This is a genomic window from Pseudomonas kilonensis, assembly GCF_001269885.1.
Lineage (GTDB): Bacteria > Pseudomonadota > Gammaproteobacteria > Pseudomonadales > Pseudomonadaceae > Aquipseudomonas > Aquipseudomonas kilonensis.
Map to the genome: position 1 here is coordinate 661,919 of NZ_LHVH01000017.1, position 13,849 is coordinate 675,767.

The window sequence follows — 13,849 nt, forward strand, 5'->3', positions numbered from 1 at the left end:
CATCAGACGATTTCGGCTTCAATTTTCTCAGCACTAACCGCCTTCAACCCCCGCATCTGCTCACACCCCCACAACACCCGCTCCGGCGTTGCCGGCGCGTCGATGTTCGGCTGGTGCTGGTAATCCCCCAGGCTCGCCACGGCGTCCTTGATGGCGCACCACGCGGCGATGCCGAGCATGAACGGCGGCTCGCCCACGGCCTTGGAGTGAAACACCGTGTCTTCGGGGTTTTTGCGGTTTTCCACCAGCTTGACCCGCAGGTCCAGCGGCATGTCGGCCACGGCGGGGATCTTGTAGCTGGCCGGGCCATTGGTCATCAGCTTGCCCTTGTCGTTCCACACCAGTTCTTCCATGGTCAGCCAGCCCATGCCCTGGATGAAACCACCCTCGACCTGGCCGATGTCGATGGCCGGGTTCAGCGAGGCGCCGACGTCGTGAAGGATGTCAGTGCGCAGCATCTTGTACTCGCCGGTGAGGGTGTCGACGATCACCTCGGCACAGGCCGCGCCATAGGCGTAGTAGTAGAACGGCCGGCCACGGGCCTGGCTGCGGTCGTAGTAGATTTTCGGGGTCTTGTAGAAGCCGGTGCTCGACAGCGAGACCTGGGCGAAATAGGCCTGCTGCACCAGCGCCTCGAAGCTCAGGATGTGATCGCGCACCCGCACATGGCCGTTGTGGAACTCGACGTCTTCTTCGCTGACCTTGTACTGCCGCGCGGCGAATTCCACCAGGCGCCGCTTGATGGTTTCGGCGGCGTTCTGCGCGGCCTTGCCGTTCAGGTCGGCACCGCTGGAGGCGGCGGTGGGCGAAGTGTTCGGCACCTTGTCGGTGTTGGTCGCGGTGATTTGCACGCGGTCCATTTCCACCTGGAACACCTCGGCCACCACTTGGGCGACCTTGGTGTTCAAGCCTTGGCCCATTTCGGTGCCGCCATGGTTCAGGTGGATGCTGCCGTCGGTGTAGACGTGGATCAAGGCGCCGGCCTGGTTGAGGAAACTGGCGGTAAAGGAAATGCCGAATTTCACCGGGGTCAGTGCCAGGCCTTTTTTCAGGATCGGGCTATTGGCGTTGTAGCGACGGATCGCTTCTCGGCGCTCGGCGTACTGGCTGCTGTCTTCAAGTTCGGCGGTCATTTCCTCGAGCATGTTGTGCTCGACGGTCTGGTAGTAGTGGGTGACGTTGCGTTCGGTCTTGCCGTAATAGTTGGCCTTGCGCACCGCCAGCGGATCGAGCCCCAGGTGCCGGGCGATGGCATCCATCACCTCTTCGATGGCGACCATGCCTTGGGGCCCGCCGAAACCACGGTAGGCGGTGTTCGACGCGGTGTTGGTCTTGCAGCGGTGGCCGTTGATGGTCGCATCGCCCAGGTAGTAGGCGTTGTCGGCATGGAACATCGCCCGGTCGACGATCGAGGCCGACAGGTCCGGCGAGCAACCGCAGTTGCCGGCCAGTTCCAGGGCGATGCCGTGCAGGCGCCCGGTGCTGTCGAAGCCGACGTCGTATTCGATGTAGAAGGGGTGGCGCTTGCCGGTCATCAGCATGTCTTCGACACGGGGCAGGCGCATCTTGGTCGGCTGGCCGGTGAGGTGCGCGATGACGGCGCACAGGCACGCCGGGCTGGCGGCCTGGGTTTCCTTGCCGCCAAAGCCGCCGCCCATGCGGCGCATGTCCACCACGACTTTGTTCATCGACACGCCCAGCACTTCGGCCACCAGTTTCTGCACTTCGGTGGGGTTCTGGGTCGAGCAGTAGACGAGCATGCCGCCGTCTTCGGTAGGCATCACCGAGGAGATCTGGGTTTCCAGGTAAAAGTGTTCCTGGCCGCCGATGTGCAGCGAGCCCTGGATGCGATGCTCGGCGCTCGCCAGTGCCGCGGCCGAATCACCGCGCTGGTGGGTGTGGCTGTCGAGCACGAAGTGCCGCTTGCGCAGGGCCTCGACCACGTCCAGCACCGGTTCCAGGTCTTCGTATTCGACGATGGCCGCCATCGCCGCCTTGCGCGCGGTGTCCAGGTCCTTGGCGGCGACGGCCAGCACCGGTTGGCCGACGAACTGCACATCATCGATGGCCAGCAGCGGATCACCCGGCAGCAACGGGCCGATGTCCTTCAGGCCAGGAATGTCTGCATGGGTAATGGTGATGCGCACGCCTTCGAAGGCGTAGCAGGGCGTGGTATCGATGCGGATGATCCGGGCGTGGGCGCGGTCCGACAGCCGGGCATAGACGTGCAACTGGTTGGGGAATTCCAGGCGGTCATCGATGTACTGCGCCTCACCGGACACATGCTTGGCGGCGCTGTCGTGCTTGACGCTGCGGCCCACGCCGGTGGTCAGGTCGCGGGCGAACAGCTCGGCGAGTTCGGCTTGGGTCTTCTCTACGGTGTGATGGTTAGACATAAGCGGTCACCCGAGTCTCGATGTGCGGCGTTTGCAGTTCGATGAAGTATTTGCGCAGCAAGTTGCGGGCGCTGAGCAGGCGGTATTCCTTGCTGGCGCGGAAGTCCGACAGCGGCGTGAAGTCTTCGGCCAGGGCCGCGCAGGCGCGTTCAATGGTGCTGTCGGTCCACGGCGCACCGATCAATGCGGCTTCGCAATGCTTGGCGCGTTTTGGGGTCGCGGCCATCCCGCCGAAAGCCACGCGGGCGTCGCGGACCACGCCGTTGTCGATGCGCAGGTTGAACGCCGCGCATACGGCGGAAATGTCATCGTCCAGGCGCTTGGAGACCTTGTAGGCGCGGAACGCCTGTTCGGCGCTGGCTCGCGGCACGATGATCTTTTCGATGAATTCGCTTTCCTGGCGGGCGGTGACCCGGTAGTCGATGAAATAGTCTTCCAGGGTCAGGGTACGGCGGGTCTGGCCCTTGCACAGCACGATCTGCGCGCCGAGGGCGATCAGCAGGGGCGGCGAGTCGCCAATCGGTGAGGCGTTGCCGATGTTGCCGCCGAGGGTGCCCTGGTTGCGGATCTGCAGCGAGGCGAAGCGTTGCAGCAATTCGCCAAAGTCCGGGTATTCGGCTTTCAGGGCTTCGTAGCAATCGGAGAGGGCGGCGGCGGCGCCGATCTCCAGGCGATCGTCGAAACGTTCGATGCGCTTGAGTTCGGCGACGTTGCCCACGTAGATCATCACCGGCAGGGTGCGATGAAACTGCGTGACTTCCAGGGCCAGGTCCGTGCCGCCGGCCAGCAGACGCGCCTGGGGATAAGCATCGTAAAGATCGGCCAGGTCGGCGACGGTCAGTGGCACCAGGCAGCGTTTGTCGCCACTGTTGAGCTCACCGGTCTCGGTCGGGGCGATGGCTTTGAGGCGGGCAATAGTCTCGGCCTCGCGGGCATCGAACTGGTCTGGCTGCTTGCCACAGCAGGCCTGCTCGGCGGCGGCCAGGATCGGCCGGTAACCGGTGCAACGGCAGAGGTTGCCGGCCAGGGCTTCGTGGGCTTTATGGGCGTCGGGTTGTTCGCTGTTCTTTTGCAGGGCGAACAGCGACATGACGAAGCCCGGTGTGCAGAAGCCGCATTGCGAGCCGTGGCAATCGACCATCGCCTGCTGGACGCTGTGCAATTGGCCCTGGTGCTTGAGGTCTTCGACGCTGATCAGTTGCTTGCCGTGCAGGGACGAGACGAAGGTCAGGCAGGCATTGAGGCTGCGATAGCGAATGCGTTCGTGGCCATCGGCGTCCGTTTCCAATTCGCCTACCACCACCGTGCACGCGCCACAGTCGCCACTGGCGCAGCCTTCTTTGGTGCCTGGTTTACCAACGTGTTCGCGCAAATAGTTGAGCACGGTCAGGTTCGGGTCCAGGGCGTGCTCGCTACGGAGTTCCTGGTTGAGTAAAAACTGGATCACGGAAGGCCTCGCAGACTCATTATTGTTGTATCGACGTGGGCCTGAATTTATCAGGTCTGACTTTTCGGTCAACGATTTTCTGACTTAAAGGTCAAGAAAATCTCTTTGGTCGATGAACAACGATCGATGGACACTGTAGAACCCTGTGGGAGCCGAGCTTGCTCGCGATGACGGCGGTATATTCAGTATGGATGCAAGATGACAGACCGCTATCGCGAGCAAGCTCGCTCCCACAGGTTCTTCCACAGGTTCTGTTTCAGCAGGAACGCTCAAACTTTTTTGCTTGAATCGTGCCAAAAACCCGGTACAGGCCCTGCGCCATGACGTATCGAGTGCGCTACACTGCGCCGCTTGTGCAAATCGAAGAGTTTGAAGGACAACCATGACGTTCAAGGCCCCGGACAGCCTCGCCGAGCAAATCGCCCATCACCTCGCCGAACGCATCATTCGCGGCGAAATGAAACCGGGAGAGCGCATCCAGGAGCAGAAGGTCACGCTGGCGCTCAACGTCAGCCGCGGCTCGGTCCGCGAGGCCTTGCTGATCCTGGAACGACGCCATTTGATCGCGATCCTGCCGCGCCGTGGCGCCCACGTCACCGAACTCACCGAACACAAGGTGCGCAGCCTCTGCACGTTGATGAGCGAGCTGTACATCCTGCTGGGCAACGCCGTGGCCCATGGCTGGAAAGAGCAAGCCGACATGGCGCCGTTCGTGGCGATCCAGCAGCGTCTCAACGACGCCTACGCGCGCCAGGACATCCGCACCTTCGTCGATGAAAGCTTCAGTGTGATGCGCGCCGCCTATCCCTTTGCCAACAACCCGTACTTGCAGGAAACCGTCGAGAACCTGCAACCGGCCATGAGCCGTGCCTATTTCCTGGCCCTGGACCAGCGCAAGGCGGAAATGAGCGAGTTCCTCGACCTGTTCCAGCGCCTGCTCGCCGCTGTGCTGGCCCGTGATTTGCCGCAGATCCGCATCGTGCTCACGGCCTACGCCCAGCGCAGTTGCGATCTGGTGGTCTCTGCACTGACGAAGGCCTGAACGTGCGGCTCAAGTGCATCAAGCTGGCGGGGTTCAAATCCTTCGTCGACCCGACCACGGTGAACTTCCCCAGTAACATGGCGGCGGTGGTCGGGCCCAATGGTTGCGGCAAGTCGAACATCATCGACGCCGTGCGCTGGGTGATGGGCGAAAGTTCGGCCAAGAACCTGCGCGGCGAGTCGATGACCGACGTCATCTTCAACGGCTCCACCAGTCGCAAGCCGGTGAGCCAGGCCAGCATCGAGCTGGTGTTCGATAACTCCGACGGCACCCTGGTGGGTGAATACGCGGCCTATGCGGAAATCTCCATTCGTCGCAAAGTGACCCGCGACAGCCAGAACAGCTATTTCCTCAACGGCACCAAGTGCCGGCGTCGCGACATCACCGATATCTTCCTCGGCACCGGCCTGGGCCCGCGCAGCTACTCGATCATCGAGCAGGGCATGATCTCCAAGCTGATCGAGGCCAAGCCCGAAGACCTGCGCAACTTCATCGAAGAAGCCGCCGGTATTTCCAAATACAAGGAACGGCGGCGCGAGACCGAAAACCGCATTCGTCGCACCCACGAGAACCTCGCGCGCCTGACCGACCTGCGCGAAGAACTCGAACGCCAACTCGAGCGTTTGCACCGTCAGGCCGAGGCCGCGAAGAAGTACCAGGAATACAAGGGCGAGGAGCGCCAGCTCAAGGCCCAGCTTTCGGCCCTGCGTTGGCAGGCGCTGAACGAGCAGGTCGGCCAGCGTGAGGCGATCATCGGCAACCAGGAAGTCAGCTTCGAAGCCCTGGTGGCCGAGCAACGCAACGCCGACGCCGCCATCGAGCGTCTGCGTGATGGGCACCATGACCTGTCCGAGCGCTTCAATCTGGTGCAGGGGCGCTTCTATTCCGTGGGGGGCGACATCGCCCGGGTCGAGCAGAGCATCCAGCATGGTCAGCAACGGCTGCGGCAGTTGCAGGATGACTTGAAGGAAGCTGAGCGGGCGCGCCTGGAAACCGAGTCGCACCTGGGCCACGACCGCACGTTGCTGCTGACCCTTGGCGAAGAACTGGACCGGCTCACGCCGGAGCAGGAAATCACCAGCACCGCCGCCGAAGAGGCCGCCGCGGCCCTGGAAGAAGCCGAGCTGACCATGCACGGCTGGCAAGAGCAGTGGGACAGTTTCAACCTGACCTCGGCCGAGCCGCGGCGCCAGGCAGAAGTCCAGCAGTCGCGCATCCAGCAGTTGGAAACCAGCATGGAGCGACTGGCCGAACGTCAGCGCCGTCTGTCCGAAGAGCGCACCTTGCTCGCGGCGGATCCGGAAGACGCGGCGATTCTGGACCTGAGCGAGCAATTGGCGGCCAGCGAAGCCACCCTCGAAGACTTGCAGGCCAGCGAAGACGCCCAGGTCGAACGGCTTGAGCAACTGCGCCAGGCTTTGCAACTGGCCTTGCAGAACCAGCAGCAGGGCCAGGGCGAATTGCAGCGGCTCAATGGGCGCCTGGCCTCGCTGGAAGCCTTGCAGCAAGCCGCGTTGGATCCCGGCACTGGCGCCGCCGAATGGCTGCGCGACCAGCATCTGGCCGAGCGTCCGCGACTGGCCGAGGGCCTGAAGGTCGATGCCGGTTGGGAGCTGGCGGTGGAAACCGTGCTGGGTGCCGATCTGCAAGCGGTGCTGGTGGATGACTTCGGTGGCTTCGACCTGTCGGGTTTCACCCAGGGCGATCTGCGCCTGCTCAGCCCGGCTGGCGACGGCGTACGAATCCCCGGCAGCTTGCTGGACAAGGTCGAGGCCCAGGTCGACCTGTCGCCCTGGCTGGGGCAGGTCAAACCGGTGGACAGCCTTGAGCAGGCCTTGGCCCTGCGTGGGCAATTGGCGGTCGGCGAAAGCCTGATCAGTCGAGACGGGTATTGGGTCGGCCGGCATTTCCTGCGGGTGCGCCGGGCCAGCGAAGCCGAGAGCGGCATGCTTGCCCGAGGCCAGGAAATCCAGCGCCTGGGCGCCGAGCGCGAAGAGCGCGAGGCCAGCGTCGAAGCCCTGGAAACCGAATTGCAAAACCTGCGGGCGCAACAGCGTCAACAGGAAAACGGCCGCGAACACCTGCGGCGGCTGTTGCAGGATGAAGCGCGCCAGCAAGGCGAGCTCAAGGCGCAGTTGTCCGCCGGCAAGGCCAAGGTCGAGCAGCTGGCGCTGCGCCGCACCCGCCTGGAAGAAGAAATCGCCGAACTGGGCGAGCAGCGGGCGTTGGAGCACGAACAGATCGGCGAGGCGCGCTTGCAGTTGCAAGAAGCCCTCGACGCCATGGCGCTGGACACCGAGCAGCGTGAACTGCTGCTGGCCCAGCGTGACAGCCTGCGCGAGCGCCTGGACCGGGTGCGCCAGGAAGCACGCCAGCACAAGGACCATGCCCATCAGTTGGCGGTGCGCCTGGGCTCGCTCAAGGCTCAGCACGATTCCACGCGCCAGGCCTTGGAACGGTTGGAAATGCAGTCCGAGCGCCTGACCGAAAAACGCGAGCAGTTGAGCCTCAATCTGGAGGAGGGCGAAGCGCCGCTGGAAGAGCTGCGCCTCAAGCTCGAAGAGTTGCTCGACAAGCGTATGAGCGTCGACGAGGAGCTCAAGACGGCGCAGATCGCCCTGGAGGACGCCGACCGCGAACTGCGCGATGCCGAGAAGCGCCGCAGCCAGGCCGAGCAGCAATCGCAACTGATCCGCGGCCAGATGGAACAGCAGCGCATGGAGTGGCAGGCCCTGACGGTGCGGCGCAAAGCCTTGCAGGACCAATTGCTGGAAGACGGCTACGACCTCGATGGCGTGCTCGCCACCCTGGTGGCCGGGGCGAACGAGAAGGACGCCGAGGAGGAGTTGGAACGCATTGCCCAGCGTATCCAGCGCCTGGGGGCAATCAACCTGGCGGCCATCGACGAGTACCAGCAGCAGTCCGAGCGCAAGCGTTACCTGGACGCCCAGAACGACGATCTGGTGGAAGCGCTGGAGACCCTGGAAAACGTCATCCGCAAGATCGACAAGGAAACCCGCAACCGCTTCAAGGATACCTTTGATCAGATCAACGGCGGTTTGCAGGCACTTTTCCCAAAAGTTTTCGGTGGCGGCAGCGCTTACTTGGAACTGACGGGCGAAGATTTACTCGATACAGGGGTGACAATCATGGCGCGTCCTCCTGGCAAGAAGAACAGCACCATCCATTTGCTCTCCGGTGGCGAAAAGGCGCTGACCGCGCTGGCCCTGGTCTTTGCCATCTTCAAATTGAACCCGGCGCCGTTCTGCATGCTCGACGAAGTCGATGCACCACTGGACGACGCCAACGTAGGCCGTTACGCACGGCTGGTGAAGGAGATGTCTGAAACGGTGCAGTTCATCTACATCACCCACAACAAGATCGCCATGGAAATGGCCGATCAGTTGATGGGCGTGACCATGCATGAGCCGGGCTGTTCGCGGCTGGTGGCGGTGGATGTGGAGGAGGCCATGGCCATGGTGGATGCCTGAACAACGGCTTGTAGGGCTTCTACTTGGAACGCTGTAGGTATTTTTTACCCTTAGGCCTGTTGTTCAAATCACAGATTGGGCACAAGCCTGTGCGACAGACGGTGTAAAGTTATCTTTGGTCGTGCTAGTTTAATGTCAATTTTTCGTATGCGTGGGCAAAATGCCATTCAGAACATAGAGTTGGCACCACGTTTTAAAGCGGTTTGCAAATAGCTAAGCCCCTTATTTTTCAGCATTTTTATAGAGGCACGGGATTACATGGAAATCGGTCTGCGCGAGTGGCTGATCGTCATCGGCATCATAGTCATTGCCGGTATTCTTTTCGACGGCTGGCGTCGTATGCGCGGCGGCAAGGGGAAACTGAAGTTTCGCCTGGATCGCAGCCTGTCGAACCTGCCCGATGAGGATGACAGCGCCGAACTGCTGGGCCCGCCGCGGGTGCTGGACACCCACAAGGAGCCGCAGCTGGACGAACACGACTTGCCGTCGATGAGCGCATCTGCCCGTGAACCACGGGAATCGGGTTCCAAGCGCGGCAAGCGCAACAGCGAGCCGTCCCAGGGTGATTTGAACCTGAACCTCGACCTGGATGGTGGGCTGAGCTTCAGCAGCCGCGACAACGATTTCCCGGACGAGAACAAAACGTCGGGCGCCGACAAAGACCAGGCCCAGGCGGAAGAAGTGCTGGTGATCAGCGTGATCTGCCGCGACCCGGCTGGCTTCAAGGGCCCGGCGTTGCTGCAGAACATCCTCGAAAGCGGCCTGCGTTTCGGCGAGATGGACATTTTCCATCGTCACGAGAGCATGGCCGGCAACGGCGAGGTGCTGTTCTCCATGGCCAACGCCGTCAAGCCTGGCGTGTTCGACCTCGACGACATCGATCATTTCAGCACGCCGGCGGTGAGTTTCTTCCTCGGTCTGCCTGGCCCGCGTCATCCCAAGCAGGCCTTCGACGTGATGGTGGCCGCGGCGCGCAAGCTGTCCCAGGAACTCAATGGCGAACTCAAGGATGACCAGCGCAGCGTGCTGACCGCCCAGACCATCGAGCACTACCGCCAGCGCATTGTCGAATTCGAGCGCCGGGCACTGACCCAGAAGCGCTGAAGTCGCCAAGTTGATGTGGAGGGGCTTCTGTGGCGAGGGGATTTATCCCCGCTGGGCTGCGAAGCAGCCCTGAAACCTGACTCCGTGGTCTCTTATCCGGCTAATTGAGTCGAGAGCTCTTGGGGCTGCTCCGCAGCCCAGCGGGGATAAATCCCCTCGCCACAGGTTTTGCATTCGGCCGGTTCAGGCACGACTTGCCGATGGTTTTGAGAAAATTGAGCAGCCCAGGCTGCTCTTTTGCTTTATGAGAGAACACCCATGAACGCCGTTGAAACCCGCATCCAAAAGCTGCGTACCGAGCTGGATCAGCACAACTACCGCTACCACGTCCTCGACGAGCCGAGCATCCCGGACGCCGAGTACGACCGCTTGTTCCACGAGCTCAAGGCCCTGGAAGAGCAACACCCGGAACTGGTAACCAGTGATTCCCCGACCCAGCGGGTCGGCAGCGTGGCGCTGTCGGCGTTCAGCCAGGTGCGTCACGAGATCCCGATGCTCAGCCTGGGCAACGCCTTCGACGAAACCACTATGCGTGAATTCGACCGCCGGGTGACGGAAGGGCTCGACCTGCCCATGGGCGATTTGCTGGGCGGTGGCGCGGCGGTGGAATACAGCTGCGAGCCGAAGCTCGATGGCTTGGCGGTCAGCCTGTTGTATCAGGACGGCATGCTGGTGCGCGGAGCCACGCGCGGTGACGGCACCACGGGCGAGGACATCAGCGTCAACGTGCGTACCGTGCGCAATATCCCCCTCAAGTTGCAGGGCAGCGGCTGGCCGCCAGTGTTGGAAGTGCGCGGTGAGGTGTACATGTCCAAGGCTGGCTTCGAGCGCCTCAACGCTACGCAACTGGAAGCGGGTGGCAAGACCTTCGCCAACCCGCGCAACGCGGCGGCGGGGAGCCTGCGCCAGCTGGATTCCAAGATCACCGCCAACCGCCCGCTGGAATTCTGCTGCTACGGTATCGGTCAGGTGACCGCGGACATTGCCGATACCCACATCGGCAACCTCAAACAGCTCAAGGCCTGGGGCTTGCCTATCAGTCGTGAACTGAAGCTGGCCCACGGCATTGACGAATGCCTGGATTACTACCGCGACATCGGCGAGCGGCGCAACGCGTTGCCTTATGAAATCGACGGGGTGGTGTTCAAGGTCAACAGTATCGCCTCCCAACGCGAGCTCGGTTTCCGTGCTCGGGAACCGCGTTGGGCCATCGCTCATAAATTCCCGGCCTCTGAAGAACTCACCGAGTTGCTCGACGTCGAGTTCCAGGTCGGCCGCACTGGCGCTGTCACGCCCGTGGCGCGGCTCAAGCCGGTCAAGGTCGCGGGCGTGACCGTGGCCAACGCCACCTTGCACAACATGGACGAAGTGGCGCGCCTGGGTCTGATGATCGGCGACACCGTGATCATCCGCCGTGCCGGCGACGTGATCCCGCAAGTGGTGCAAGTGATCACCGAGCGCCGCCCGGACGATGCCCGCCCCGTGGAGATCCCCCAGCAGTGCCCGGTGTGTGGTTCCCATGTCGAGCGCACGCAACTGATCAAACGCAGCAAGGGCCGTGAAACCATCAGCGAAGGCGCGGTGTACCGCTGCGTCGGTCGCCTGGCCTGTGGCGCGCAGCTCAAGCAGGCGATCATTCACTTCGTCTCGCGTCGGGCCATGGACATCGAGGGCCTGGGCGAGAAGAGTGTCGAGCAACTGGTGGACGAGGGCCTGGTGGGTTCGCCCGCCGATCTGTATGCCCTGACCTTCGAGCAGGTGGTCGACCTGGAAGGCTTCGCCGAACTGTCGAGCAAGAACCTGCTGGCGGCCATTGTCGACAGCAAGAAGCCGAGCCTGGCGCGTTTCATCTACGCCCTCGGTATCCCGGACGTGGGTGAGGAAACCGCCAAGGTCCTGGCTCGCTCTCTTGGTTCGCTGGAGCGTGTGCAGGCGGCTTTGCCCCAGGTGCTCACCTACTTGCCTGACGTCGGCCTGGAAGTGGCCCACGAGATCCACAGCTTCTCTGAGGACCCACACAACCGCCAGGTGATCAAGGACCTGCTGCGCCACGGTCTCGAGATCCAGGACCAAGGCGAGTTGGGCGCCGAGTTCTCCGCCAGCACGACCCTGGGTGGCTTTCTCGACAAGCTGAACATCCCCTCGGTCGGGCCGGGCGGGGCGCAGAAACTGGCAGACAAGTTCGGCTCACTCGAAGCGGTGATGAACGCCGACTGGCTGGACATGCGCCAGGCGTTGCCGGAAAAACAGGCCAACGCCGTGCGCGAGTTCTTCGCCGTTGCTGCCAACCGTCAGCAGGCCGAAGCAGCGGAGCAACAGCTGCGCGACTTCGGTATGCATTGGCAAAGCGAGAAGAAAGTCGTCGAAGGCTTGCCCGAAGCAGGGCACACCTGGGTGCTGACCGGTTCGCTGGAGTTGATGAGTCGCGACGTCGCCAAGGATAAGCTGGAGAGCCTGGGGGCGAAGGTCGCCGGTTCCGTGTCGGCGAAAACCCACTGCGTGGTGGCGGGGCCGGGCGCCGGTTCGAAACTGACCAAGGCCAATGAGCTGGGGCTCAAGGTGCTCGATGAACAAGCCTTTGTCGATTTCTTGACTGGGCATGGCATCGCGCTCTGAGGGCGCTCGGCTTTTGTGGGGAGGGAGCAAGCTCCCTCCCCACGGTCTATGACGCAACGCGTTGGAACGATCATGAACGTAAGGTGATCTAGTCTTGCAGGCTCCAGGGAGAGATCGCCATGTACCGCTTCTTCGAACAACTGAGCTCACGCATCGCCGCGCCGTTCCTGGGCGATCGGTCACGTAACAGCAAGGTCTGGCCGTGCCGCTGTGGCCAGTCGTTGTTTTTTCGCAATAGCCAGTGCCTGGCCTGCCTGGCGGCGCTGGGTTATCAACCTGAGCAGAGTCGCCTGACGTCCTTGCAGCCCGGCGAGCAAGCCGGGACCTGGACGCTGGACGCCGATCCCCAGGCCGGGCTGTTCCGCCGTTGCGCCAACCTCGACACCGCGGCGGCCTGCAATTGGCTGCTGCCGGCCAATGGGCACGACACCCTGTGCGTCGCCTGTAGCCTGAACCGTACTATTCCTGACCTGTCGATTCCGGAAAATCCCGAACGCTGGCGCAAGGTCGAGACCGCCAAGCGTCGATTGGTCGCGCAGCTGATTACTTTCGGCTTGCCGGTCATCCCGAAAACTGTCGATGAAAACATCGGCTTGGCGTTTGATTTCATCGGCGTCGATCCCGACGGCACGCCGCCAACCACCGGTCACGCCAGTGGATTGGTGACCCTCGACATCAAGGAGGCGGACGATGCCCATCGCGAATACGTGCGCCAGCAGATGCGCGAGCCGTATCGCACCTTGCTCGGGCATTTTCGTCATGAGGTGGGGCACTATTACTGGGACCGGCTGATCGCCAACAGCCAGTGGCTCGAAGCCTTTCGCGAGCTGTTCGGTGATGAGCGCGCCAGCTACACCGAAGCCCTGGAGCGGCACTACCAGCAAGGCGCGCCGCTGGACTGGCAAACCCGCTACGTCAGCGCCTATGCCACCATGCACCCGTGGGAAGACTGGGCGGAAACCTGGGCCCATTACCTGCACATGATGGATGCGGTGGACACCGCCCTGGGCTTCGGTATGAGCGCTCGGGAAATGGATTTCGACTACCAGCCGTTTCCGCCCGAAACCCTATACGATTCCGAGCACGCTGGCGGTGCGGCCTTCCTTTCGTTCGTCAACGCCTGGATCGAACTGGCCGGCATGCTCAACGAACTGTCCCGCAGCATGGGCCAGCCGGATTTCTACCCGTTCGTCGTACCGGCCGCCGTTATTACCAAGCTGCATTTCATCCATCTGGTGATTCAGGAAGAGGGTGGTCGTGCGGATGAAGTGCTGTTGTAGGTTCCTGTAAAAGCAGTCGGCATCCATGTTGGATGTGCCGACGCCTTCGCGAGCAAGCCCGCTCCCACACGGGTTCTCGGAGTGTTCACAGTCCGGTGTTCACCGCCGTTCTCCTGTGGGAGCGGGCTTGCTCGCGAAAGCGGTGGGGCAGTTTGCATCCATGTTCGATGCGCCAACGTCATCGCGAGCACGCTTTGCTCCCACAGCAAGTGCTTGAACACCTTCAGTTTTTTAATCCGGCACGAACGGTTGTAACTTCTTGCCAGATAGGTACAATGGCGCGGCTCGCCGTCAGGCGGGCGTCGTTATGGTGACCCCATCGGTCCCCCCGCAACGATTACCCGTGAACCTGGTCAGAGCCGGAAGGCAGCAGCCACAGCGGGAACATTGTGTGCCGGGGTGTGGCTGGTGGGGTTGCCTCCTATCTCTAAGTCCTTGGATTAACAAGGATTTTTCAGTAAAAAATCTCGAAG

7 protein-coding genes and 1 other RNA gene are annotated in these 13,849 nt (G+C 62.3%); 6 read left to right on the plus strand and 2 right to left on the minus strand.

All coding sequences use genetic code 11. The features are described from left to right. Positions 1-2 precede the first annotated feature (2 nt). Together xdhB and xdhA are read right to left on the minus strand one after the other, a co-directional pair. Positions 3-2,396: a xanthine dehydrogenase molybdopterin binding subunit gene (gene xdhB, locus AD662_RS09535; RefSeq protein ID WP_053186810.1), complete on the minus strand. Its 2,394-nt coding sequence runs from the start codon at positions 2,394-2,396 to the stop codon at positions 3-5. After that, positions 2,389-3,843, minus strand: a complete 1,455-nt coding sequence (gene xdhA / locus AD662_RS09540) for a xanthine dehydrogenase small subunit (protein WP_053186812.1) — start codon at positions 3,841-3,843, stop codon at positions 2,389-2,391. Before xdhA ends, xdhB begins: the two co-directional genes overlap by 8 nt. A gap of 382 nt (positions 3,844-4,225) precedes the next feature. Here xdhA and AD662_RS09545 point away from each other — a divergent pair, with 382 nt between their 5' ends. The 6 genes from AD662_RS09545 to ffs all read left to right on the plus strand — a co-directional run bounded on the left by AD662_RS09545 (position 4,226) and on the right by ffs (position 13,790). Then, entirely contained in the window at positions 4,226-4,885 is a 660-nt protein-coding gene (locus AD662_RS09545) for a GntR family transcriptional regulator (protein WP_053186814.1), read from the plus strand. Between the two features lie 2 nt (positions 4,886-4,887). Then, positions 4,888-8,376, plus strand: coding sequence for a chromosome segregation protein SMC (smc, locus tag AD662_RS09550; protein WP_053186817.1), 3,489 nt, complete (start codon positions 4,888-4,890; stop codon positions 8,374-8,376). A gap of 258 nt (positions 8,377-8,634) precedes the next feature. Further along, positions 8,635-9,480 carry a cell division protein ZipA gene (zipA, locus tag AD662_RS09555; protein WP_053186820.1) on the plus strand — a complete coding sequence of 282 codons (846 nt, stop codon included), beginning with the start codon at positions 8,635-8,637 and terminating at the stop codon, positions 9,478-9,480. A 258-nt stretch (positions 9,481-9,738) separates the two neighbouring features. Next, positions 9,739-12,096, plus strand: coding sequence for an NAD-dependent DNA ligase LigA (ligA, locus tag AD662_RS09560; RefSeq protein WP_018608642.1), 2,358 nt, complete (start codon positions 9,739-9,741; stop codon positions 12,094-12,096). 119 nt (positions 12,097-12,215) lie between these two features. Next, positions 12,216-13,376 carry a zinc-binding metallopeptidase family protein gene (locus tag AD662_RS09565; protein ID WP_018608640.1) on the plus strand — a complete coding sequence of 387 codons (1,161 nt, stop codon included), beginning with the start codon at positions 12,216-12,218 and terminating at the stop codon, positions 13,374-13,376. Between the two features lie 317 nt (positions 13,377-13,693). Then, an RNA gene (ffs, locus tag AD662_RS28360) (signal recognition particle sRNA small type) lies at positions 13,694-13,790 on the plus strand. Positions 13,791-13,849: the final 59 nt, after the last annotated feature.

Excerpts from the sequence above, each read along its gene's own strand:
- xdhB (WP_053186810.1), bottom strand. The coding sequence starts at position 2,396 with ATGTCTAACCATCACACCGTAGAGAAGACCCAAGCCGAACTCGCCGAG.
- AD662_RS09545 (WP_053186814.1), top strand. The coding sequence starts at position 4,226 with ATGACGTTCAAGGCCCCGGACAGCCTCGCCGAGCAAATCGCCCATCAC.
- zipA (WP_053186820.1), top strand. The coding sequence starts at position 8,635 with ATGGAAATCGGTCTGCGCGAGTGGCTGATCGTCATCGGCATCATAGTC.
- ligA (WP_018608642.1), top strand. The coding sequence starts at position 9,739 with ATGAACGCCGTTGAAACCCGCATCCAAAAGCTGCGTACCGAGCTGGAT.
- AD662_RS09565 (WP_018608640.1), top strand. The coding sequence starts at position 12,216 with ATGTACCGCTTCTTCGAACAACTGAGCTCACGCATCGCCGCGCCGTTC.